Origin of the sequence: Methylobacterium oryzisoli, assembly GCF_046557895.1 — a bacterium.
Taxonomy (GTDB): domain Bacteria; phylum Pseudomonadota; class Alphaproteobacteria; order Rhizobiales; family Beijerinckiaceae; genus Methylobacterium; species Methylobacterium oryzisoli.
This window is the reverse complement of record NZ_JBKIBX010000010.1, coordinates 1-20,850: the sequence shown is the minus strand read 5'-3', so window position 1 is coordinate 20,850 and position 20,850 is coordinate 1. Positions and strand designations below refer to the sequence as shown.

The following is a 20,850-nucleotide window of genomic DNA, read 5'->3' as shown; positions in this document are numbered from 1 at the left end:
TTACCGGGCCGAGATCTCCCGCACGGTGGTCGCGAGCGCCGGCGCCGCCTTGCCCGAGGCGCGGTCGGCCGCGTCGTAGTAGTGGCGGGCACGCTCGGGGTCGGGTTGCAGGCCGTGCACCTTCCACGTCCGCAGCACGGCCGGGTCGTAGGTCTGGGCCAGGAGGCGCAATGCCTCGGGATCCTCGCGGGCCGCCGCCCGCTGCAGGAAGAGCCGCGCCCCGCTGATGTTGCCGAGCGTGATGGCCTGACGGGCCCGCGCGACGAGCGCCTTGGCGGAGGGATCGGCGGATGGGGGCCCGGCATCGCGCGCGGGCGTCGCTTGAGGTGTCGCTTGAGGTGCGGCTTGGGACGTCGCTTGGGGTGCGGCCTGGGGTGTTGCCTGGAGTGTAGCTTGGACCGCCTTCGGCTCCGGCATCTCCTTCGGGGCGGCAGGCGGCGCGGATGGTGCGACGACGGCCGCCGCCGGGGCCGGGGCGGCGTGGCGCATGGGTGCGATGCTGCGCGTGGCCGGCTCCGGGCTGGCCCAGGTCCGGGCCGCGGACTCGTCCGCGCGCGGGGTCGGGGCCGCGGCAGGCGCCGCGGCGGGGGGCGGAGCGGCCCGCTCGGCCGGCGGCGCCTTGACGGCCTCGGTCGGGCGCGCGGCCCGCAGTTCGGGGACGATCACCGTCGTCGACAGGGTTTCGGTTCGAAGCGACGCCGACCGTTCCGATTTCGGCAGAACCGCCACCACACTCGCCACGATCGGCGAGGACAGGCTCGACGGCGCCAGCGTCGGCAGGGTGATCGAGATGTTCTCGAGGTTCCACGAACTGATGTCGACGGTGCGCGCCTCGCTCGACACCGTGGCGTTGTGGACGATGTCGGAGACGATCGTGCCGAAGGGCAGGCCGACGATGTACACCGACCCGAGCTTGCCGCTCAGATGCGCCACGTTGCGCACGGGGAGCGACAGCCGTTCGCCCTGCGCCGCCTTGATGGTCGTCAGCGGCCTGGCGTCGCCGAGGACGACCTCCTGCGGGGGCGGCACGGCATCCGCCGAAGGTCCGCTGATCTGCGCGAGGGCCGATGTGCCGGCCACATTCAGGCCTGCCAAGGACAGGCCCGCCGAGAACAAGGCGATCGGCCTGCGCGCCGCCCCGGACGGCCATCGGAGAGCGTGCGATCCTGCGCGCATGGCGTGATCTCCCTGGTTCTTCTTATGCGCCTGCGTCCCGTGACTGCGGATCGACGCCGGTTCCGCGCGAGCGGCCCGGCTCGCCCCGTTGCGGGCCTTCGTCTGAAATCCGCGGGGCCGGAGGTCTCGCGGGCTCGCCGTGCGCGCGCGATCCGGATGGCCGTAGTGGCAGCACGGTTGCTGGCCCGGCTCATCTGTGAGCCGGATCACGCTTGCGGTCGGATGTTGACTTGGAAATAAAAGTTCGGACTTGCTTTATTTAAGTTTTGCTTGCGCCTTTATTCGCAGGTTCGCGTCTCTTTGGGGGTAGTCCGTTCGCCCCCGGCGGGCGCGGGAACCGCGCCGTCCGGCCGAGCCGGCGCCGTCGGCACGGCGGTCTGGCGCGCCGCCGCCGCAGGTTCCGGCCATGGATCGGTCACGGTTTGGCGCGGTAGGCCTTGAGCCACGCCGGCGTCAGGATCACGCCATCGGCCGTCGTGATCCAGGGCTGCTGATCCGGCACCATGAGAGCCCGCCGCGCCTCGCGCAGGGCCGCCCGCAAGGTCGCGAACGCCACGGGTTCGACCGCCTTCGTGGCCTGCGGGTTCGTGTTCCAGACCGTCAAGTTGGCCGGCCGATCCAGATCGGTGACCTTCACCATTCTCCTCCCTGCGCATCATCTGACTTATCAAAAATCATGCGCGCGTTTGGATCAGCATAACACGCGCGGACAGGAGCATCATCCGCTTTGTGGACTTCTGGTGGAGTGGCGGGTGCCTTCGCCTCACTGTCGCGATCTGCGCCTCGTCTGTCGATCAAGCGGCCGTAGGGTCCGGTGCAAGTTGGCCCAGTGTTTCCCGCCGGACGCGGCCCGTGATCGGCGTACGGTTCATGACCAGTCCGGTCGACCTCGTCCCTGTGACCTACCGATCCGCCCGCATCGGAGATGCCGAACATCGGTCCTCGCCTCCCGGGTGTCTCGGGAACCGTCCGTTCGGCAACCGCAAGAGCGCCGGTGCTCCTGACGGAAATGGCCGCGTCCGCAAGCGGGGCGGTTGTATTGCAGCCTTGCGTCTCCGACTAAAGGCTAATGCCGCCGTGTAGAGTTTTGCGTGGGCTGTCGGAGAACAGCGCATTGACTTGCGCGTTGGCACTCTAGTTATTGGTATGCTGTATTACGGAGTATAGCGGTGAACGATTCGACAATGAATGATGAGGCCGAGTTCGTGCCTGCCGACATCGGCCCGATCGAGATGGTGAGCGACATCGTCGCGGCGTACGTCTCGCACAATAGCCTGCCGTCGAGTGAACTGCCGAGATTGATCGAGGTCGTGAGCGAGGCGATCAGTACCCTGCGGTCACCGCCTGCCCCGGCGGCGGAGGAGCCGGCCAAGCTGACGCCGGCGCAGATCAGGAAATCGATCACGCCGGATTTCCTGACGAGCTTCCTGGATGGCCGCTCCTACAAGTCGCTCAAGCGCCATCTGACCAAGCATGGCATGACGCCCGACGAGTACCGCAGCCGGTTCGGGCTGCCGCGGGACTACCCGATGGTGGCGCCGAACTACGCCGCGCAGCGCTCCGAACTCGCCAAGAGCCTCGGGCTCGGCCGTGCGCGGAAGAGCCGGACTTGACCCGTCTCCGGAGGGGATGATGCCGCCGCTCGGGCACGGACCGGGCGATGGCCTTCGGTCCGCACCGATCTTGCATGCATCATGTCCGGCGGAATACAGTCTTTACTATTTGTTAACAGAATAGTTCTGCAGCTGCCTCTGACTAGCCATATTCCACGTCCAAGTTTCACGCGTAATTGCGTGGAGTATGGCATGACAGTATCAGCCGAAGGCAATGCCGGAACTGGGGCCGGCGCGGTCGAGATGGCAGCCGACTTGGTCTCGGCCTACGTCTCGCACAACCCGCTGCCGATCTCCGAGCTGCCGGGCCTCATCGAGAACATTCACGGCGCGCTGGTGCAACTCGCCCAGCCCGCCGCCGTCCCGTCCGAGCCTCTGGTGCCGCCGGTCCCGATCCGCAAATCGGTGACGCCGGACCACATCATCAGTCTGGAGGACGGCAAACCCTACAAGACCCTCAAGCGGCACTTGGCGCGTCTCGGGCTCACACCCGACCAGTACCGCCAGAAATGGGGCCTGCCCTCGACCTACCCGATGACCGCCGCCACCTATGCGGCGCAACGCTCCGAACTGGCCAAGAGCATCGGCCTCGGTCAGCAGCGCAGCAAGGGGCGGCCGGGCAAGGCGTCCTGAGCCTTCATCGCCGGACCGGCCACCCGGTTCGGCGGTCGCGCGGCGTGGACGCCGGGCGGAACGGCCTCGAGCCGGTCCGCCTGGATTCGTCAGCCGCGCTCGAAGATCAGGTTGAGGCGGGTGCGCTCGATGCGCCGGTAGCCGTGGCTGGTCAGCAGCGCCGCGAGGTCGGTCTGCCAGAGATCGGTCCCGTCCTCTAGGATGATGAGACCGGGATGCAGGCTGCGCGGCGCCGTGCGCAGGAACGGCTCCAGGATCAGGTCCTCGGCGCCCTCGGTGTCGAGCTTGATCGCGTCGATGCGCGCGATGCCTTCGCCGCGCACCAGATCGAGGAGCGTGACGGCCGGCACCTGGATCGCCGCACCCTCGTTGGTGCCGACGACCTTGAGGCTCGACTCGCCGCTGTTGCGCTGGTCGACGAAAAGGGTCAGCTCGCCCGCCGTGTCGGCCACCGCGCAGGCCACCGCCTTGACGGTGCCGAACGGATTCTGGGCGATGTTGAAGGCGAGCTTGTCGAAGATGTCGGGCTGGGGTTCGACCGCCAGGATGCGCGCCCCCGGTCCGCTCAGGCCCGCCACGAACAGCGTGTAGGCGCCGACATTCGCGCCCACGTCGATGAACACGCAATCCGGCCGCATCCGTTCGGCCAGCAGCCGCCGCTCCACCGGATCGAAGAACTGCGGGGTGAAGAGCACCTTCTTCTCGCAGTTGTTGTTGTAGGGGTGCAGGCGCATGCGGGCGCCGTAGCGCTCGACGTCGAGGGGCCGCCCGCGCAGCATGCGGATGGCGAAGCGGCGCAGGATCAAGGCGAGGCGGCGCGCGCCCCAATCCTCGTCCGGCAGGCGCTGGGTCTGCGACACGATCCAGCGCACGAGGCCGGTGGGGGCGTAGGTCCCGAAGGGTTGCGTCGAGTGAGTCATCTCGTCGGGTCGTGAGAGCGGATGCGCGCCTCTTGCCACCGTGCGCCCGCGCCCGCAACGGGACGGCGCTTGCGGCGGCGCGGCGCGCTGGCTAGACGCGACGGCGCCCTCCGCCGAACGGCCCCGAGCAACTCGGCTGAGAATTCCCGTCGTCGCATCATTCTCGCCGCCGAACCGGTGCCCCTTTCGGCGAAGGATGCCGAGCCCGGAGCCGCCTCCATGCTGACCTTCGATTCCGACGGCGTGCGGATCGCCTACATCGACGTCGCGCCTTCCGCGGGTGCCGGCGATCCGGTGCTGCTGATCCACGGCTTCGCGTCCAATCACGCGACCAACTGGGTCAGCACTTCCTGGGTGCGCACGCTCACGGAAGCGGGCTACCGGGTGATCGCCCTCGACAACCGCGGCCACGGGGCGAGCGAGAAACTCTACGATCCGGAGGCCTACGCCTCCGACCTGATGGCGGAGGATGCCTGTCGCCTCCTCGACCATCTCGACCTCCCGCGGGCCGACGTGATGGGCTACTCGATGGGCGCGCGCATCACCGCCTACCTGGCACTCATGCATCCCGAGCGGGTGCGCTCGGCGCTGCTCGGGGGGCTCGGCATCCACCTCGTCGAGGGCAAGGGGCTGCCCGCCGGCATCCCGGACGCCATGGAGGCGCCGTCGAGCGAGGACGTGACCGATCCCGTCGCCCGCTCGTTCCGGATCTTCGCCGAGCAGACCCGGGCCGATCTCCGGGCGCTCGCGGCCTGCATGCGCGGCTCGCGGCAGACGCTCACGCGGGGCGAGGTGGCCCAGATCGACGTGCCGACTCTGGTCTCGGTGGGAACGCGGGACCCCATCGCCGGCCCCGGACCGGCGCTGGCCGCCCTGATGCCGAACGCGCGCGCCCTCGACATCCCGAACCGGGACCACAACCTCGCGGTCGGCGACAAGGTGCACAAGGCGGGCGTGCTGGCCTTCCTGGCCGAGCGGCCCTGAGCCGGGCCGCGGGGCGGATCCCCGCGTCCCGGCCTCTCGCTCGGGGTCCGGTCCGCGAGACATCCGCGGTTCAGTCGAACGCCGTCCCGGAGCGCTGCTCTAAGCCTTTGATATAGAAGAATTTTCTGCGACGAGCCGGTGACCACTTCGCCGGACAATGCGCTAATGCGGCCGCGGCCTCAGCCGGCTGTAGCGGGCGCGCACGCTGGTCATCGCCAGCTCGAAGACGCGGCGCTGGTGCTGGTCCTCGACCCGGATCGCGCTCCGGCTCCAGTCGCAGGCCAGTTCGTCTTCGCAGAGCAGATCGGTGGCGAGGCGGGCGGCCCGCTCCAGCGCGTCGGCCGGGCTGGCCAGATCGATGCCCTCCGAATCCAGGATCAGCCGGGGGCCAGTCTGGAAGTGGAAGAAATACGTGGTCATCGGGCGCTCGCGTCGCGGGGCGTCGGTCTGTCTCGACCACTTTGCGTCGGGCACAATCCAATAACTTACAATCACCGCCGAGAGAATAGGCTCCTTCGTGCCGAGTCGGCTTTGGAAGCGCTGCCTGTCGTATTTTTATACTGTTCTGGGGTATGGATAGCCTCGCGTGGTCTCTCGAGAGCCGCGTCGGAGACACGGATATCGCCCCACTTGCAGGGTGGAGGGCGGGCGGGATCACGCCTGAAGGCGGATCGGCGCTCGTGGCCGGCGGCGTGACATCGAGGAGGGCAACAAGGTTCGTACCGGCGCGCGGTCTCACGTCGTTCGGTCGGGATGGATCGGCGATGCGGAGCCCATGAACGAGTAGGGACCGCCCGAAGGCGGTCCCCCGTCCGGCGCGCGGCCGGCTCAGTAGCAGCGGGTCACGAAGACGCGCTGCCAGCCGTAGGGCGTCCAGCGCGTCCGCGGGACTTGGTAGCAGGAGCTGCCGTAATACCCGTCGTCGTAGCCGTAGTAGCTGGCCGGGGCGTAGCCGCCGTAGTAGCCACCACCGTAGTAGGGGTAGGTCGAGGCCGCTGCGAGGCCGAGCCCCAGGCCTAGCCCGAGGCCGGCCGCCCCGTAGCCCCAGCCCCGGCGATAGCCCCAGCCGCCGTAGCCGAAGCGAGCCCCACGGAAGCCGTAGCCGCCGAAGCCGCCGCGGTAACCGCCGAAACCACCCCGATAGCCGCCGAAGCCGCCCCGGAAGCCCGCCCCGGCGAGCCCGCCCCGGAAGCCGCCGCCGCCGAAACCGCCCCGGAACCCGCCGCCGCCGAGGCCCCCCCCGAAGCCACCGCCCCGGAACCCGCCGCCGCCGAAGCCACCGCCGCGGAATCCGCCGCCGCCGAAGCCGCCGCCCCGGAATCCGCCGCCGCCGAAGCCGCCACGCTGCGCCTCGGCTATGGTCGGCACCAGCATCAGCGCTCCCGCGAGCGCCGCGGACGCGAACATCACCCGTTTCATCGTGCACTCTCCGAGTGTGAGGACATGGGCCCCCAATGCTCCACTCGAAGAAACGCTGCGGGAGCCATTTCGGTCCGTGCTGCAAAAAGTCGTGATCGGCTGCTATCGGGGCGGGGCGGCCGGACGGTGCCGCGACTCTCCGGGACACTCGATGCGCATGACCCGTCGCGGTCCGACCTTCGCCGCCCTCGCGGCCCTCCTGGCATGGCCGGCTCTGGCGTGGCCGGCTCTCGGGCAGCCGGCTCCCGCCGCCAAGATCGCTCCCGCCAAGATCGCTCCCGCCAAGCCGGCTTCTGCAGCCGGTCCGGCCGCCTGCCAGCCGGTGATGCACGAGGGCGAGCGTTTCGTCGTCTGCATGGTCGATCTGCGGCGGGCGCGGGTGAAGCTCTTCTGGCGCGGCGCCGATGGCCTGCCCTACGGCTCGCTCACGCGTCTCGCCTCGGCGCAGGGGGCGAGCCTCGTCTTCGCGATGAACGCCGGCATGTACGATGCCGGGCTCGCGCCGGTCGGCCTCTACGTGGAGGAGGGCCGCGAGCTGAAGGCCGCCAACACCCAGGGCGGACCGGGCAACTTCCACCTCAAGCCGAACGGCGTCTTCTACGTCAGCGGCGACAAGGCCGGGGTGGTCGAGACCGGGCGCTACCTGCGCGGGCGCGTGAAGGCCGACTACGCCACCCAATCCGGCCCGATGCTGGTGATCAACGGCCGCATCCACCCCAAGATCTCGACCAACGGCCCCTCGCTCAAGATCCGCAACGGGGTCGGCGTGCGGCCGGACGGGCACAGTGCGGTGTTCGCCATCTCGGAATCCCCGGTGACCTTCGGGGCCTTCGCCCGGCTCTTTCGCGACGGCCTGAACTGCCCCAACGCGCTCTTCCTCGACGGCAGCGTGTCGAGCCTCTACGCGCCCGCGCTGAACCGCTCCGACCTCAGCCGGCCGCTCGGGCCGCTGGTCGGCGCCGTGCCTCGCTGAGGCGGAGGCGGACACCTGTACCGGCGCCGGCCCGTTTCCTTCTCGCCCGAACTGCCCTACCTGGGGCGGCGATGAACCGCACAGCCCTCTACGCCGGGTCCTTCGACCCCATCACCAACGGCCACCTCGACGTCATCCGGCAGGCCTGCCGCCTCGTCGGACGGCTCGTCATCGCCATCGGGGTGCATCCCGGCAAGACGCCCCTGTTTCCGGCGGACGAGCGGGCCGACCTGATCCGCGCCACCTGCGGGCCGCTCGCGGCCGCCGAGGGTGCGGGCCTCGACGTCGTCACCTTCGACGACCTCGCGGTGGCGACGGCGCGGCGCGTGGGCGCGACCCTGTTCATCCGCGGCCTGCGCGACGGCACGGATCTCGACTACGAGATGCAGCTCGCCGGCATGAACGGCGTGATGGCGCCGGAGGTGCAGACCGTCTTCCTGCCCGCCTCCACGGGCGTGCGGCCGATCACCGCCACGCTCGTCCGCCAAATCGCCGCCATGGGCGGGGACGTGCGGCCGTTCGTGCCGCCGCTGGTGGCCGAGCGCCTCGCCGCCCGGTTCGCCCGGTCCTGACTCACGTGGGCCCTACGCAAGGGGGCCTACCGCGCGGGGGCCGTCGACCGCCCTCGCTCACCCGCACGAGAAGGAGTGTTTTCGGATGACCCGCTGGATCGCCGCCCTGGCGTTCACCCTCGCGGCGGCGCTCGGCGTCGCCGTCACGCCCGCCGCCGCGCAGGGCGCCCCCGACGCCAACACCGTCTACCTCGACACCAAGGACGGCCGCATCACCATCCGGCTGCGCCCGGACCTCGCGCCCAAGCACGTGCAGCAGATCAAGGCCCTGACCAAGCAGGGCTTCTACAACGGCGTGCCGTTCCACCGGGTCATCGACGGCTTCATGGCCCAGACCGGCGATCCCACCGGCACCGGCACCGGCAAGTCGAATCTGCCCGACATCCCGGCCGAGTTCACCGCCACCCCGTTCCGGCGCGGCACGGTCGGCATGGCCCGCTCGCAGAGCCCGAACTCGGCGAACTCGCAGTTCTTCATCTGCTTCGGCGACGCGTCCTTCCTCAACAACCAGTACACGGTGGTGGGCGAGGTCGCGTCCGGCATGGACGTGGTCGACAAGATCAAGAAGGGATCGAGCGCTGCCAACGGGCAGGTGCAGAACCCCGACAAGATCGTGCGGATGCAGCTCGCCCAGGATGGCCGGTAGGCGGCGCCTCGCCGCCGCGGCGGTCGCGGCCGCTGCGGCTGTGGCCGCCATGATCGCGGGACACGCCGCGGCGCAGGACGAGGACCTCGACGAGTTGCCGCCGGTGCTCTCGCTGCCCACGACCCTGCGGGCGACGGTGCGGGTGCCGGTGGACCGCGACAACCTCGTCTCGCCCGCCGACACCCTGGTCCAGCTCTACCCGGCGCTCGCCGCCTGCTGGAACCCTTTCTCCGGCCTCGGCCGGGCCCAGATCACCGCCCGGCTGAGCCTGGCGCGGGACGGCAGCCTCCTGGGGCCGCCCCGCATCACCTACGCGAGCGTCGCCCCGGGCCAGCGCGGCGCGCTCATCGACGCCACCCTGACGGCCTTGCGCGCATGCACGCCCGCGCGCCTGACGCCGGGCCTCGGCGGTGCCGTCGCGGGGCGTCCCATCGCCCTGCGATTCGTGTATTCGGGAACCAAGGAGAGCATCCCATGAGCGATCAGAACACCCTCGTGCAAGACACCCTCGTGATGGAGACGACCAAGGGCCGCGTCGTCATCCAGCTGCGCCCCGACCTCGCCCCCGGCCACGTCGAGCGCATCCGCACCCTGTCGGAGCGCGGCTTCTACGACGGCGTACCGTTCCACCGGGTCATCGACGGCTTCATGGCCCAGACCGGCGATCCCACCGGCACCGGGACGGGCGGCTCCGACCTGCCCGACCTCAAGGCCGAGTTCAATGCCGAGCCGCACGTGCGCGGCACCTGCTCGATGGCCCGCACCAACTTCCCGCACTCGGCCAACTCACAGTTCTTCATCTGCTTCTCCGACGCGCGCTTCCTCGACCGCCAGTACACAGTCTGGGGCAAGGTCACGGAGGGCATGGAGATCGTCGATCAGATCAAGCGCGGCGAGCCGGTGCGCGATCCCGACCGGATCGTCTCGATGCGGGTGCAGGCGGCCTGAGCCCAGAGCATTGTCCGACGACGTGGATGCCGGTTCGTCGCAGACGATGCGGCCAAGCAAAGACTGAGAGCAGCGCCATCAAGCGGTGCTCTAGTGGGCGTCCCGGTCCCTCCCCGGTCCACGCATGGCTGTCCGGGGACAGTCAATGGCGCGAGGAACCCCTCTCCCGTGCGGGAGAGGGGCAGGGGTGAGGGTCCCGGGAGGAAGCCGCAGTGAAGCGCGGAGGGTTGTGAGGGGAGCGGAACGCTTCAGGTTCAGCAACCAACCTCAGTGCTGGTAGCGGCAGCGTCGCGTCTTTCTACGGCCCCACCTGGACCCTCACCCCTACCCCTCTCCCGCACGGGAGAGGGGATCCCGCGCCATCCTTGTCGAGGATTTTTTCCCGGACAGGCCCGCGGTCCGCGGGAGGGACCGTCACTGCAGCGTCGGCTCGGAGCCCGAGCCGCGCACCAGCTCCATCTCGGTCACGGCGATCAACACCTCGGCCCGGGTCTTGAGGTCGGGGGCTTCCAGCATCGCCTGCTTCTCGCGCGGACCGAACGGGCTCATCATGCAGAGCGCGTTGACGAGCGCCTCGTTGGGCGCCTCCTCGATCCCGGCCCAGTCGACCTTGAGGTCGTTGGCCTCCACGAAGTCCTTGAGCGCCCGCAGCACGCCGGCCCGGTCCACCGCCTCCTCGCCCGCGCGGGCGTGGAAATCCGCCGCGAAGGGATCGAAGCTCACCCGGCACAGCCGGTAGGCGGTCGTGGTCGACATCTCCTCCTCGACCCGGAACCGGGAGATGCCAGTGAGCGAGATCAGGTAGCGGCCGTCCCCCGTCTCGGCGAACTGCGTGATCCGGCCCGCGCAGCCGACGCGGTAGAGCCGCGGGGCGAGCGGCTGCTCGCCGGCCTCGGCGTCGGGCTGGATCATGCCGATCACCCGGTCGCTGCGCAGCGCGTCGTCCACCATCGCGAGGTAGCGCGGCTCGAAGATGTTGAGGGGCATCTGGCCGCGCGGGAGGAGCAGCGCTCCCGGCAGCGGGAAGACCGGGATCACCACCGGGCAGTCGCCCGGGCCCTTGTAGGCCACGTTCATGCTCATCCCGCCGCTCCCGCCCCTGTCGCGGCCGGCCCCCGGGGCGCCTCCGGCCGGCATCTCCTTCTGGCGACGGCCCTGCGGTGAGGACGCCTGCGCCGTCGCATCATCCCGGACCGCCACGCCGGGGCCGTCGGCCCGGCGCAGCGCCGGGGACCGGAATCGCGGGGATCTCCAGAACGTTCCCGGCCCCTCAGGAAAACATCAGCGACGAGAGCCTGCGCCGGCCGCGGATGGTCATCGGGTCCATCGGGCCCCAGGCCTCGAAGAACTGCAGCAGCTGCTTGCGGGCCGCGTCCTCGTTCCAGCCGCGGTCGCGGCGCACGATCTCGATCAGGTGGTTGACCGCATCCTCGCGGCGGTCACGGGCGTTCAGGCCGAGCGCGAGGTCGAACCGCGCCTGATGGTCGCCCGGATCGGCCTCGACCTGCCGCTGCAGGGCGCCGAGATCGCCCAGCGAGGCCGCCTGCTCGGCGAGCTCGATCGCCGCCCGCACGCTCGCCACGGCCGGGCTCTTGGCGGCCTCCGGCGGCGCGGAATCGAGGAACTGCTTGGCGCGCTCGATGTCGCCGCCGTCGAGCACCAGCTTGGCCAGCGCCGCGATCGCCCCGGCATGGCCCGGCTCCTGCGCCAGCACCGCCGCGTAGATCTCGGCCGCGGCGTCCACGTCGCCGGCCTCCGCCGCGGCCTCGGCCTCGGCCATCAGGTCCTCGGCCTGGGTCGGGCCGAGGGGGCCGACGAGGCGCTCGATGAAGCCCTTCACCTGCCCCTCGGGCAGGGCGCCCATGAACCCGTCCACCGGCTGCCCGCGCTGGAACGCGATCACCGCCGGGATCGACTGGATGCCGAGCTGGCCGGCGATCTGCGGATGCTCGTCGATGTTCATCTTGACGAGCTTCACCTTGCCGCCGGCGTTCCGGACCGCCTTCTCCAGCACGGGGGTGAGCTGCTTGCACGGCCCGCACCAGGGCGCCCAGAAGTCGACCAGCACCGGCTGGTGCATCGACTCCTGCATCACGTCCTGCCGGAAGGCCGTCGTGGTGGTGTCCTTGATCAGGTCGTCCGCGGGAGGCTGGCCGGCCGCGGGGGTATCGGTGAGCATGAAAACCTCGGGGAAACGGCGAGCGGCGTTTCGACGAATACCGCGAACATGGGGTCCTGCCGCCAGCCTGACTAGTGCGACCGCCGCGCCGCGGCCAAGCGAAATCCACCCCGGTCCCCCGCCTCCGCCTCCTCCCGCGCGCCCGGGAGCCCGCGCCGCCGCTCACCCCTCGCGCGAGGCCGGCCGCGGCGCTACATCCGGGTGGCGCCGCCGCGACGGGACGGGCGCCTTCTCCGAGGTGAGGGTATGCCGCTCCGCTCCGCCCTGACCGCCCTCCTCGGCGCCCTGGTGCTGACCGCCCCCGCCCAGGCGCAGGGGGCAGGCGGGCAGGACGGCCTGCCGGTGGCCCTGTTCACTCAGCGCGACGGGCCGCTCGCGGCGGCCGGGAACGCGGTCGCCAACGGCTTCTCGGACTATGTCGCGATGATCAACCGCCGCGACGGCGGCATCGGCGGCCTGCGCATCGCCGTGCGGGAATGCGAGACCGGCGGGGAGTCCGCCCGCGCGCTCGCCTGCTACGAGGAGGCGAAGGCCGCGGGCGCGCTGGCGGTGAGCCCCTGGAGCGCCGACACGGCGGCAGCCCTGCTGATGCGCACCGGCGCGGACCGCATCCCCCTCGTCGCCGTGGGCAACGGCCCGCCGCTCGCGGCGCGTGGCGCCGTGTTTCCGTTCGCCTTCGCGCCGCCCGCCACGGTGTGGGACGGCCTCGGCGTGGCGCTGGCCGCGCTGATGGAGGGGCTCGGCGGGCCGGAGGGCTTGCGCGGCAAGCGCCTCGCCTATCTGCACAGGGACAGCCCGGCGGGTCGCGAGCCGGTGCGGCTCCTCGACGCGCTGGCGGCCGATCTCGGCGTGGCGCTGCGCACCTACGCGCTGAGCCCCGACCCCGGCGAGGCCGCGGCGGCTCCCTGGCGCGCCGCCAAGGCCGGCGCCCCCGACTATCTGATCCTCGACGGCTCGGCGGGGCTCGCGGGCTCGCCCCTGGCGGAGGCTGCCGCCGCCGGCCTCCCGCTCAACCGCATCGTCGCCCTCGGCGGCCCCGGCGAGGCGGAGCTGCGCCGGGCGGGGCCGGCCGCGCGCGGTTTCCGGGAGGTGACGTGGCATGCCGTCACCGACAGCTTCCCGGCCTTCGACCAGATCGACCTCCTGGTGATCGACGCGGGCGCCTCGCGCACGCCCAAGGAGGAGGCGACCGGGCTCCTCTACAACCGCGGGGTCTACAACGCGGTCGTGGTGGCGGAGGGCATCCGCAACGCGCAGCGCCTCGCCGGCACGGCGCGCGTGGACGGCGAGACGCTGCGGCGCGGCCTCGAAGCGGTCCGGCTCGACGGCGCGCGCTGGAAGGAACTCGGCCTCACGGGTTTCGGCGCCTCCCTGACCCTCACCTGCGCCGACCACAGCGGGCATCTCGCGGGCTTCCTGATGGAGTGGACCGGCGCCAAGTGGGTGCAGGTGAGCGACAAGCTCAATCCCCTGCGCCAGAGGGTGCGCCCGCATGTCGACGCGGCCGTGCGCGACCTCCTGGCGCGCCACGCGGCCGAGACAGGACGGCCCTGGCCGGAGCGCCCGGACCCCTGCGACCGCAGCTGACGCTCGGAGCTGCATCCGATCGCGGCGCGACGGGATGCAGCTCTGAGGGTTGTCCGAAAGTCGAAGACCTCCTAAGCGGACGCCGTCGCGGCGTCGGCCGGCCCGCTCGTTCCGGGCGCGGGCGCCGTCGGCCCCCGAGGAGTGCCCGTCGCCGATGAACCGTCCCATCCCCGCCGCCGCGCACGACGCACTGTCGTCCCAGAACCCGACCATCGCCGCCTACGATAACCGCGCCCGTATCCGCGCGATCATCGGCTCGTCGTCGGGCAACCTCGTCGAGTGGTACGACTTCTACGCCTACGCCTTCACGGCGATCTACTTCAAGGACGCGTTCTTCCCCGGCGCCGACCCGACGGTGCAGCTCATCAACACCGCGGCGGTCTTTGCCATCGGCTTCCTGATGCGGCCGATCGGCGGCTGGGTGTTCGGCCGGGTCGCCGACCGCTACGGCCGCAAGACCTCGATGCTGATCTCCGTGATGATGATGTGCGCGGGCTCGCTCGTCATCGCGATCCTGCCGACCTACGGGCAGATCGGCCTCCTGGCGCCCATCCTGCTGCTGCTGGCCCGCATGGCGCAGGGCCTGTCGGTGGGCGGCGAGTACGGCACCAGCGCCACCTACATGAGCGAGGTGGCCCTCAAGGGGCGGCGCGGCTTCTACGGCTCGTTCCAGTACGTGACGCTGATCGGCGGGCAGCTCCTCGCCTCGCTCGTCGTCGTGCTGGTGACGATGGCGCTCTCCGACCAGGAGATGAGCGCCTGGGGCTGGCGCATCCCGTTCTTCATCGGGGCCGGCGCGGCGGTCGTCGCGCTCTACCTGCGACGCTCGCTGCACGAGACCTCGACCGAGGATGCGCGCGGATCGAAGGAGGCGGGCAGCGTGCTCGCCCTCTGGCGCCACCACCGCCGCGCCTTCCTGACGGTGCTCGGCTACACCGCCGGCGGTTCGCTGATCTTCTACACGTTCACCACCTACATGCAGAAGTACCTGGTGAACACGGCCCACATGGACAAGAAGACCGCCAACCTGACGATGACGGCGGTGCTCTTCACCTACATGGTGGTGCAGCCGCTGTTCGGCATCTTCGCCGACAGGTTCGGCCGCAAGACCGCGATGCTGATCTTCGGCGCCTCGACCACGCTGCTGACGGTGCCGCTGCTGCACGCGATCGGCGGCACCACGGACCCGATCACGGCCTACGGGCTGATCACGGCGGCGCTCCTGTGCGTCTCGTTCTACACCTCGATCAGCGGCCTCGTGAAAGCCGAGATGTTCCCGGCGGAGGTGCGGGCGCTGGGCGTCGGCCTGTCCTACGCCATCGCCAACGCGCTGTTCGGCGGCTCGGCCGAGTTCGTGGCGCTGAGCTTCAAGGACTGGGGCGTGGAGACGTGGTTCTTCTGGTACGTGACCGCGATGTGCCTGATCGCGTTCCTGACCTCGCTGCAGATGCCCGACAGCCGCCGCTCCGGCTACCTGCAGGGCGACGGCGCCGCCTGAGCCGGAATGCCCGCCCTGAACCTGGGCCGCGGAAAGGCGTTGACTCGGCAACAGATGGAGCCCCGCGATGCGCATTCGTCGATTGCCGAGCCTGACCCTCCCGACCGCCGTGGCCTTCACCCTCATTGGAGGCGTCCTCCTGGCGGCCGGCCCCCTGGCCGCGCAGACCGCCGACCCGGGCGCCCTGCCCTCCTCCCGGTCGGGCGATCCCAGCAGCACCGGCGCGGTCAACCGCAGCATCACCGCGACCGGCCAGACCAAGCCTCCGGGCGCCGCCGTCGGCCCCCGCGAGGGCCAGTCGGGCGAGCAGCGCGACAAGATCCGCGACATCAACCGCAAGGTCGATACCGGGATCTGCATCGGCTGCAACTGACGGCGCGCCGACGAGGCGGCGTTAGACGGAAGAAGCCGTTGCCGCCTCGTCGCCCGGGTGGTTAGACCTCTCACAAATGTCCCCCGTCGCCCGACCGACGCGCGGGCCGGGACTGCGAGAGGGAGAGCGCCATGAACCAGCGGATCGTCGCGGTGCCCGCCGCCGTGCGGGAGCACGCCCACATCGACGACGCGAAGTACCGCGCGTGGTACGAGGCCTCGATCCGTGACCCGGACGCGTTCTGGGGCGAGCACGGCAAGCGCATCGACTGGTTCAGGCCCTACACGCAGGTCAAGAACGCCACCTTCGGGCCGGGCGAGGTCTCGATCCGCTGGTTCGAGGACGGCGTGACGAACGTCGCCCACAACTGCATCGACCGGCATCTCGCCACGCGCGGCGATCAGGTGGCGATCATCTGGGAGGGCGACGATCCGGGCGATTCCCGCCACATCACCTACCGCGAGCTGCACGCGGAGGTCTGCCGGATGGCCAACGTCCTGCGCAACCGCGGCGTGGGCAAGGGCGACCGGGTGACGATCTACCTGCCGATGATCCCGGAGGCCGCCTTCGCGATGCTGGCCTGCGCCCGGCTCGGCGCGATCCACTCCGTGGTGTTCGGCGGCTTCTCGCCCGATTCCCTCGCCGGCCGCATCCAGGGCTGCGACTCGAAGCTCGTCATCACGGCCGACGAGGGCCTGCGCGGTGGTCGCAAGGTGCCGCTCAAGGCCAATGTCGACGCCGCCATCGCGCGCCTGCCCGCCGACAGCGTCGACCACGTCGTCGTGGTGCGCCGCACCGGCGGCACGATCGAGATGGATCCGGTCCGCGACGTCTACTACGACGCGGCCGCCCGCGAGGTCACCGACCATTGCCCGGCCGAGCACGTCGAGGCCGAGCACCCGCTCTTCCTGCTCTACACCTCGGGGTCGACCGGGCAGCCGAAGGGCGTGGTGCACACCACGGGGGGCTATCTCGTCTACGCGGCGATGACCCACCAGTACGTCTTCGACTACCACGAGGGCGACGTCTACTGGTGCACCGCCGATGTCGGCTGGGTCACGGGCCACTCCTACATCGTCTACGGGCCGCTCGCGAACGGCGCCACGACGCTGATGTTCGAGGGCATCCCGACCTACCCGTCGATCTCCCGGTTCTGGGAGGTCGTGGACAAGCACAAGGTCACGATCTTCTACACCGCCCCGACCGCCATCCGCTCGCTGATGGGCGCGGGCGAGGAGCCGGTGAAGAAGACCTCGCGCTCCACCCTGCGGGTGCTGGGCTCGGTGGGCGAGCCGATCAACCCGGAGGCCTGGGAGTGGTACTACCGGGTCGTCGGCGACGGGCGCTGCCCGATCGTCGACACGTGGTGGCAGACCGAGACCGGCGGCATCCTGATCACCCCGCTGCCCGGCGCCACCGACCTCAAGCCCGGCTCGGCCACCCGCCCGTTCTTCGGCGTGAAGCCGGTGGTGGTCGACGGCGACAACAAGGTCCAGGAGGGCGCCTGCGAGGGCAACCTCTGCATCGACGAGTCCTGGCCGGGCCAGATGCGCACGGTCTGGGGCGACCACGAGCGCTTCGTGCAGACCTACTTCTCGACCTTCCCGGGCCGCTACTTCTCGGGCGACGGCTGCCGGCGGGACGCGGACGGCTACTACTGGATCACCGGCCGCGTCGACGACGTCATCAACGTCTCGGGCCACCGCATGGGCACGGCGGAGGTCGAATCCTCCCTCGTGGCGCACCCGAAGGTCTCGGAGGCGGCGGTGGTGGGCTATCCCCACAGCCTCAAGGGCCAGGGCATCTACGCCTACGTCACCCTGATGCAGGGCGAGGAGCCGTCCGATGCCCTGCGCAAGGAACTCGTCGCCTGGGTGCGCAAGGACATCGGCCCGATCGCCTCGCCCGACCTGATCCAGTTCGCGCCGGGCCTGCCCAAGACCCGCTCGGGCAAGATCATGCGCCGCATCCTGCGCAAGATCGCCGAGGACGACTTTTCGGCGCTCGGCGACACCTCGACCCTGGCCGATCCAGCGGTGGTCGACGACCTGATCGAGAACCGGCAGAACCGCGCCGGGTGAGCCGGAGAGGCGTTGCTTGCCTCTCCCCGCACGCGCACGGCTGTCCGGGGAAAACCCTCGACAAGGATGGCGCGGGAACCCCTCTCCCGTGCGGGAGAGGGGTAGGGGTGAGGGTGGGAATGGTGCCGCAGTGAAGCACGGAGCGTGGTGAGGGGACCGGAAGGGATCACAATCCGCCGCCCACATTCGTGCTGGCAGCGGCACCGCCGAGACTTCTTGCTGAACCCTCCCGCACCCTCACGCGGGATCTTCGATCCCCAAGCCCCTCTCCCACTCGGGAGTGGGGTTCCCCGCGCCAATGATTTCACCCGAGAATCTGTGCTTCACGGCAGAGGCGACCCGCACCTCCGGCGCGGCGCGACCGAACCCGGTGACCGCCGGCGAGGCGACAGCGCGCCCAGGCCGTGCGAGACTTCCCTGTTCATCGCGTGCGGATCGACTGTCCGGAGTGCGGCGCCACACTGCGTTCGACTGTCGCGGCGGTGAGACAAGGAGGCTTCCTCTCGGAAGCTCTCCTTCTTCCGTTCTGGAGGAACATCGTCATGAAAGCTTCTCCCATCCTGCTGACGGTGACGCTGCTGCTGGCCGGCCCGGCCTACGCGCAGGGCACCGACGCGCAGCGGGCCGCCTGCACGCCGGACGTGTGGCGGCTGTGCGCGTCCCACATCCCGAATGTCGGGGCGATCACCGCCTGTCTGCGGCGCGAGACGCCGAATCTCAGCGCCGGCTGCCGCACCGTGATGGACAGCACGGGGGCGCCCGCGCAGCGACTCGCCACACCGCGTCCGGTCGCGCCGCGGGTCGCCGAGCGGGTGCCGGTCGCGCCGCGCCCGTCCCTTGCGCGCCGGGCCGAGCCCCGGGTCGTGGTGGTGGAGCGCCGCGCCTCCCCGCGGATGACCCCGCGTCGGCCCGTCGTCGTCCAGGCGACGCCGCGTCGCCCGGCCTATGCCGGGCCGATGAGCCGCCGCACCGTCGTCGCCCATGCGGTGCCGCGCCGTCACGCCGTCCGGCACGCGCCGCAGCGCTACGCCTCCGGCCTCGGCGGTCTGGCCGGCCTGCCGGGCCTGCGCGGCAACCGCGCCGCCCTGCGGGAGGCCGATTACTGGATGCGCCAGGTCGGCGGGATGATGGGCGGCATGGGCGGTGGCATGGGCGGCGGCATGTCCCTGGACTCCATCCGCGACATGCGGGTGGGCGACCTCCTCGGCATGATGGAGTGAGCGGACCGGGGCGCTCCGGCTCCGCCGGGGCGCCTCGTCCGGGAACTGTGGCCGTACCGCCGCAGGATGTCGAATTCGGCGCCGCACGGGATGATGCGGGGAGACGCCGGCGCGCCGGCCCGGTTAACGTCCGGTGTCGGGCCGCTGCGTCCGTCCGGACCAGTCTTCATGCGCGTCCTCTTCCCGAGCCTCGCCGCCTTCCTGCTGTCGGCCGTTCCGATGGCGCAGGCCGCCGACGCCCCGGTGCCCGCGCCGGTCTACCGGCCGCCGGTGCAGCCGCTCAGCATCGTCTCGGAGTTCCGCATCGGCGGCACCGTGCAGGATCCGGGCAGCAACGAGGGCAACACCGCCAACGTCGCCTTCGAGGTGCTGCTCGCCAAGCCGGTGCAGCTGCAGGACCGCTTCTGGAGCGCCTTCGTGCCGCGCCCGACCGTGGGCGGCAGCTACAACACCGCCGGCCGCACCAGCTACGCCTATCTGGGCGCCACCTGGACCTTCGACATCACCGACCGGATCTTCGTCGAGGGGTTCTTCGGCGCGGCCTTCCACAACGGGGCCACCGGGCCGGGAGCCTTCGTGCCGCCGGGCTTCAACGCGCTGGGCTGCTCGCCGCTCTTCCGCGAGGCTGCCGCCGTGGGTTTCCGCCTGACCGAGCGGTGGAGCGTGATGGCGACCGTCGAGCACATGTCGAATGCCGGCCTGTGCGCGGCCAACCGCGGCCTCACCAATTACGGCGGCAAGATCGCCTATACGTTCTGAGGGCAGCCGCCCGGGCCGTTCCGGTGTAGAGAGGCGGGGCAGCCCGCACGAGGTCCGAACGTGGTCGTCCTCAACCGCATCTACACCCGCACCGGCGATGCCGGCACCACCGCGCTGGCGAGCGGCGAGCGCCGCTCCAAGGCGGATCTGCGCATCGAGACCTACGGCACCGTCGACGAGACGAATGCCTGTATCGGGCTCGCCCGCCAGCACACGACGGGCGAGCTCGACGCGATGCTGTCGCGCATCCAGAACGACCTGTTCGATCTCGGGGCCGACCTCGCGACCCCGGAGGGCGACGCTCCCCTGCCCTACGAGCCGCTGCGCATCGTCGCCGCGCAGGTCGAGCGGGTGGAGCGCGAGATCGACGCGCTGAACGCGGGCCTGCAGCCGCTGCGCTCCTTCGTGCTCCCCGGCGGCAGCCCGGCCGCGGCGGCGCTCCACCTCGCCCGCACGGTCTGCCGCCGGGCCGAACGTCTCGCCGTGGCGCTGGCCGCCAACCCCGCCGAGCGGGTCTCCCCGGTTGCGATCCAGTACCTCAACCGCCTGTCGGATTTCCTGTTCGTCGCCTCCCGGGTGGCGAATGACGGGGGTGCTGCGGACGTGCTCTGGGTGCCGGGCAAGAACCGGGCGTGAGGCCGGCATGAGCCTGCCGGGTGCTCCTTCGCGCCCGCGTTGACAATTCGAAAAAACGGCCGTTACGGTCCGGCACCTTGCTCCCCAGCGGGATGGTCGGCGGCCGGGCGCGGGACGCGCGCGGGCGTCGCATCGTCTCGCGCGACGAAGGATTCGGCGATCATGAAGGTTCTGGTGCCCGTCNTCGCCGTCGAGGAGGCGATCCGCCTCAAGGAGAAGGGCAAGGTCACCGAGATCGTCGCGGTCTCGATCGGCCCGCAGCAGGCCCAGGAGACCATCCGCACCGCGCTCGCCATGGGCGCCGACCGCGGCATCCTGGTCAAGACCGACGCCGCGGTCGAGCCGCTCGCCGTCGCCAAGCTCCTCAAGGCGCTGGTCGAGAAGGAAAGCCCCGACCTCGTCATCCTGGGCAAGCAGGCGATCGACGATGATTCCAACCAGACCGGCCAGATGCTCGCCGCCCTGCTCGGCTGGCCCCAGGGCACCTTCGCCTACAAGCTCGAGGTCGGCGAAGGCGCGCTCGACGTCACCCGCGAGATCGACGGCGGCCTGCAGACGCTCTCGCTCACGCTGCCGGCCATCATCACCACGGACCTGCGCCTCAACGAGCCGCGCTACGCCAGCTTGCCCAAC

The 20,850-nt window shown here is 70.8% G+C and carries 22 protein-coding genes and 1 pseudogene; 16 read left to right on the top strand and 7 right to left on the bottom strand.

Annotated features, from left to right (window positions below):
* Positions 1–1,095 (bottom strand): hypothetical protein, encoded by a 1,095-nt coding sequence (locus ACKUB9_RS11865; RefSeq protein WP_407522120.1) that lies wholly within the window; start codon positions 1,093–1,095, stop codon positions 1–3.
* A 496-nt stretch (positions 1,096–1,591) separates the two neighbouring features.
* A complete protein-coding gene (locus ACKUB9_RS11860) occupies positions 1,592–1,816 on the bottom strand; it encodes a hypothetical protein (protein WP_407522118.1) in 225 nt (74 codons plus the stop codon).
* A 529-nt stretch (positions 1,817–2,345) separates the two neighbouring features.
* On the opposite strand from ACKUB9_RS11860, the gene ACKUB9_RS11855 reads away from it, so the two are divergent.
* Positions 2,346–2,789: a Ros/MucR family transcriptional regulator gene (locus ACKUB9_RS11855; protein WP_407522116.1), complete on the top strand. Its 444-nt coding sequence runs from the start codon at positions 2,346–2,348 to the stop codon at positions 2,787–2,789.
* A 192-nt stretch (positions 2,790–2,981) separates the two neighbouring features.
* Positions 2,982–3,422 (top strand): Ros/MucR family transcriptional regulator, encoded by a 441-nt coding sequence (locus ACKUB9_RS11850; protein ID WP_407522114.1) that lies wholly within the window; start codon positions 2,982–2,984, stop codon positions 3,420–3,422.
* A gap of 89 nt (positions 3,423–3,511) precedes the next feature.
* Here ACKUB9_RS11850 and ACKUB9_RS11845 read toward each other — a convergent pair whose 3' ends face one another.
* Positions 3,512–4,342, bottom strand: a complete 831-nt coding sequence (locus tag ACKUB9_RS11845) for an FkbM family methyltransferase (protein ID WP_407522112.1) — start codon at positions 4,340–4,342, stop codon at positions 3,512–3,514.
* Positions 4,343–4,561: 219 nt separating this feature from the next.
* Here ACKUB9_RS11845 and ACKUB9_RS11840 point away from each other — a divergent pair, with 219 nt between their 5' ends.
* Positions 4,562–5,326, top strand: coding sequence for an alpha/beta fold hydrolase (locus tag ACKUB9_RS11840; protein ID WP_407522110.1), 765 nt, complete (start codon positions 4,562–4,564; stop codon positions 5,324–5,326).
* Between the two features lie 162 nt (positions 5,327–5,488).
* Here ACKUB9_RS11840 and ACKUB9_RS11835 read toward each other — a convergent pair whose 3' ends face one another.
* Both ACKUB9_RS11835 and ACKUB9_RS11830 read right to left on the bottom strand, forming a co-directional pair.
* Positions 5,489–5,746, bottom strand: coding sequence for a DUF6894 family protein (locus ACKUB9_RS11835; protein ID WP_407522108.1), 258 nt, complete (start codon positions 5,744–5,746; stop codon positions 5,489–5,491).
* A 408-nt stretch (positions 5,747–6,154) separates the two neighbouring features.
* The gene (locus ACKUB9_RS11830; protein WP_407522106.1) at positions 6,155–6,745 is read right to left on the bottom strand and encodes a hypothetical protein; all 591 of its coding nucleotides are present in this window, start codon (positions 6,743–6,745) and stop codon (positions 6,155–6,157) included.
* 157 nt (positions 6,746–6,902) lie between these two features.
* Between ACKUB9_RS11830 and ACKUB9_RS11825 the strand changes: the two genes are divergently transcribed.
* The 5 genes from ACKUB9_RS11825 to ACKUB9_RS11805 all read left to right on the top strand — a co-directional run bounded on the left by ACKUB9_RS11825 (position 6,903) and on the right by ACKUB9_RS11805 (position 9,884).
* Complete coding sequence (locus tag ACKUB9_RS11825; protein ID WP_407522431.1) at positions 6,903–7,718, top strand: phosphodiester glycosidase family protein; 816 nt, start codon at positions 6,903–6,905, stop codon at positions 7,716–7,718.
* 71 nt (positions 7,719–7,789) lie between these two features.
* The gene (gene coaD, locus ACKUB9_RS11820) at positions 7,790–8,290 is read left to right on the top strand and encodes a pantetheine-phosphate adenylyltransferase (RefSeq protein WP_407522104.1); all 501 of its coding nucleotides are present in this window, start codon (positions 7,790–7,792) and stop codon (positions 8,288–8,290) included.
* An 85-nt stretch (positions 8,291–8,375) separates the two neighbouring features.
* Positions 8,376–8,936 carry a peptidylprolyl isomerase gene (locus ACKUB9_RS11815; RefSeq protein WP_407522102.1) on the top strand — a complete coding sequence of 187 codons (561 nt, stop codon included), beginning with the start codon at positions 8,376–8,378 and terminating at the stop codon, positions 8,934–8,936.
* Positions 8,937–8,985: 49 nt separating this feature from the next.
* Entirely contained in the window at positions 8,986–9,414 is a 429-nt protein-coding gene (locus ACKUB9_RS11810) for a UCP034077 family protein (protein WP_410823416.1), read from the top strand.
* Positions 9,411–9,884, top strand: a complete 474-nt coding sequence (locus tag ACKUB9_RS11805) for a peptidylprolyl isomerase (protein ID WP_407522098.1) — start codon at positions 9,411–9,413, stop codon at positions 9,882–9,884. Before ACKUB9_RS11810 ends, ACKUB9_RS11805 begins: the two co-directional genes overlap by 4 nt.
* Before the next feature lie 414 nt (positions 9,885–10,298).
* On the opposite strand, the gene ACKUB9_RS11800 is transcribed toward ACKUB9_RS11805, so the two are convergent.
* Entirely contained in the window at positions 10,299–10,967 is a 669-nt protein-coding gene (locus ACKUB9_RS11800; protein WP_407522096.1) for an LON peptidase substrate-binding domain-containing protein, read from the bottom strand.
* A gap of 187 nt (positions 10,968–11,154) precedes the next feature.
* Positions 11,155–12,063: a thioredoxin gene (trxA, locus tag ACKUB9_RS11795; RefSeq protein ID WP_407522094.1), complete on the bottom strand. Its 909-nt coding sequence runs from the start codon at positions 12,061–12,063 to the stop codon at positions 11,155–11,157.
* A gap of 246 nt (positions 12,064–12,309) precedes the next feature.
* On the opposite strand from trxA, the gene ACKUB9_RS11790 reads away from it, so the two are divergent.
* The 8 genes and pseudogenes from ACKUB9_RS11790 to ACKUB9_RS11755 all read left to right on the top strand — a co-directional run.
* A complete protein-coding gene (locus ACKUB9_RS11790) occupies positions 12,310–13,650 on the top strand; it encodes an ABC transporter substrate-binding protein (protein ID WP_407522092.1) in 1,341 nt (446 codons plus the stop codon).
* 154 nt (positions 13,651–13,804) lie between these two features.
* Positions 13,805–15,148, top strand: a complete 1,344-nt coding sequence (locus ACKUB9_RS11785) for an MFS family transporter (protein ID WP_407522090.1) — start codon at positions 13,805–13,807, stop codon at positions 15,146–15,148.
* Between the two features lie 67 nt (positions 15,149–15,215).
* Positions 15,216–15,521 (top strand): hypothetical protein, encoded by a 306-nt coding sequence (locus ACKUB9_RS11780; RefSeq protein ID WP_407522088.1) that lies wholly within the window; start codon positions 15,216–15,218, stop codon positions 15,519–15,521.
* A 131-nt stretch (positions 15,522–15,652) separates the two neighbouring features.
* Positions 15,653–17,602: an acetate--CoA ligase gene (gene acs / locus ACKUB9_RS11775; protein WP_407522086.1), complete on the top strand. Its 1,950-nt coding sequence runs from the start codon at positions 15,653–15,655 to the stop codon at positions 17,600–17,602.
* A gap of 542 nt (positions 17,603–18,144) precedes the next feature.
* Positions 18,145–18,822, top strand: a complete 678-nt coding sequence (locus ACKUB9_RS11770) for a hypothetical protein (RefSeq protein ID WP_407522084.1) — start codon at positions 18,145–18,147, stop codon at positions 18,820–18,822.
* Between the two features lie 168 nt (positions 18,823–18,990).
* Complete coding sequence (locus ACKUB9_RS11765; protein ID WP_407522082.1) at positions 18,991–19,581, top strand: acyloxyacyl hydrolase; 591 nt, start codon at positions 18,991–18,993, stop codon at positions 19,579–19,581.
* Between the two features lie 60 nt (positions 19,582–19,641).
* Positions 19,642–20,217, top strand: a complete 576-nt coding sequence (locus ACKUB9_RS11760) for a cob(I)yrinic acid a,c-diamide adenosyltransferase (RefSeq protein WP_407522080.1) — start codon at positions 19,642–19,644, stop codon at positions 20,215–20,217.
* A 186-nt stretch (positions 20,218–20,403) separates the two neighbouring features.
* Positions 20,404–20,850: pseudogene (locus ACKUB9_RS11755) on the top strand (electron transfer flavoprotein subunit beta/FixA family protein); the annotation flags it as partial.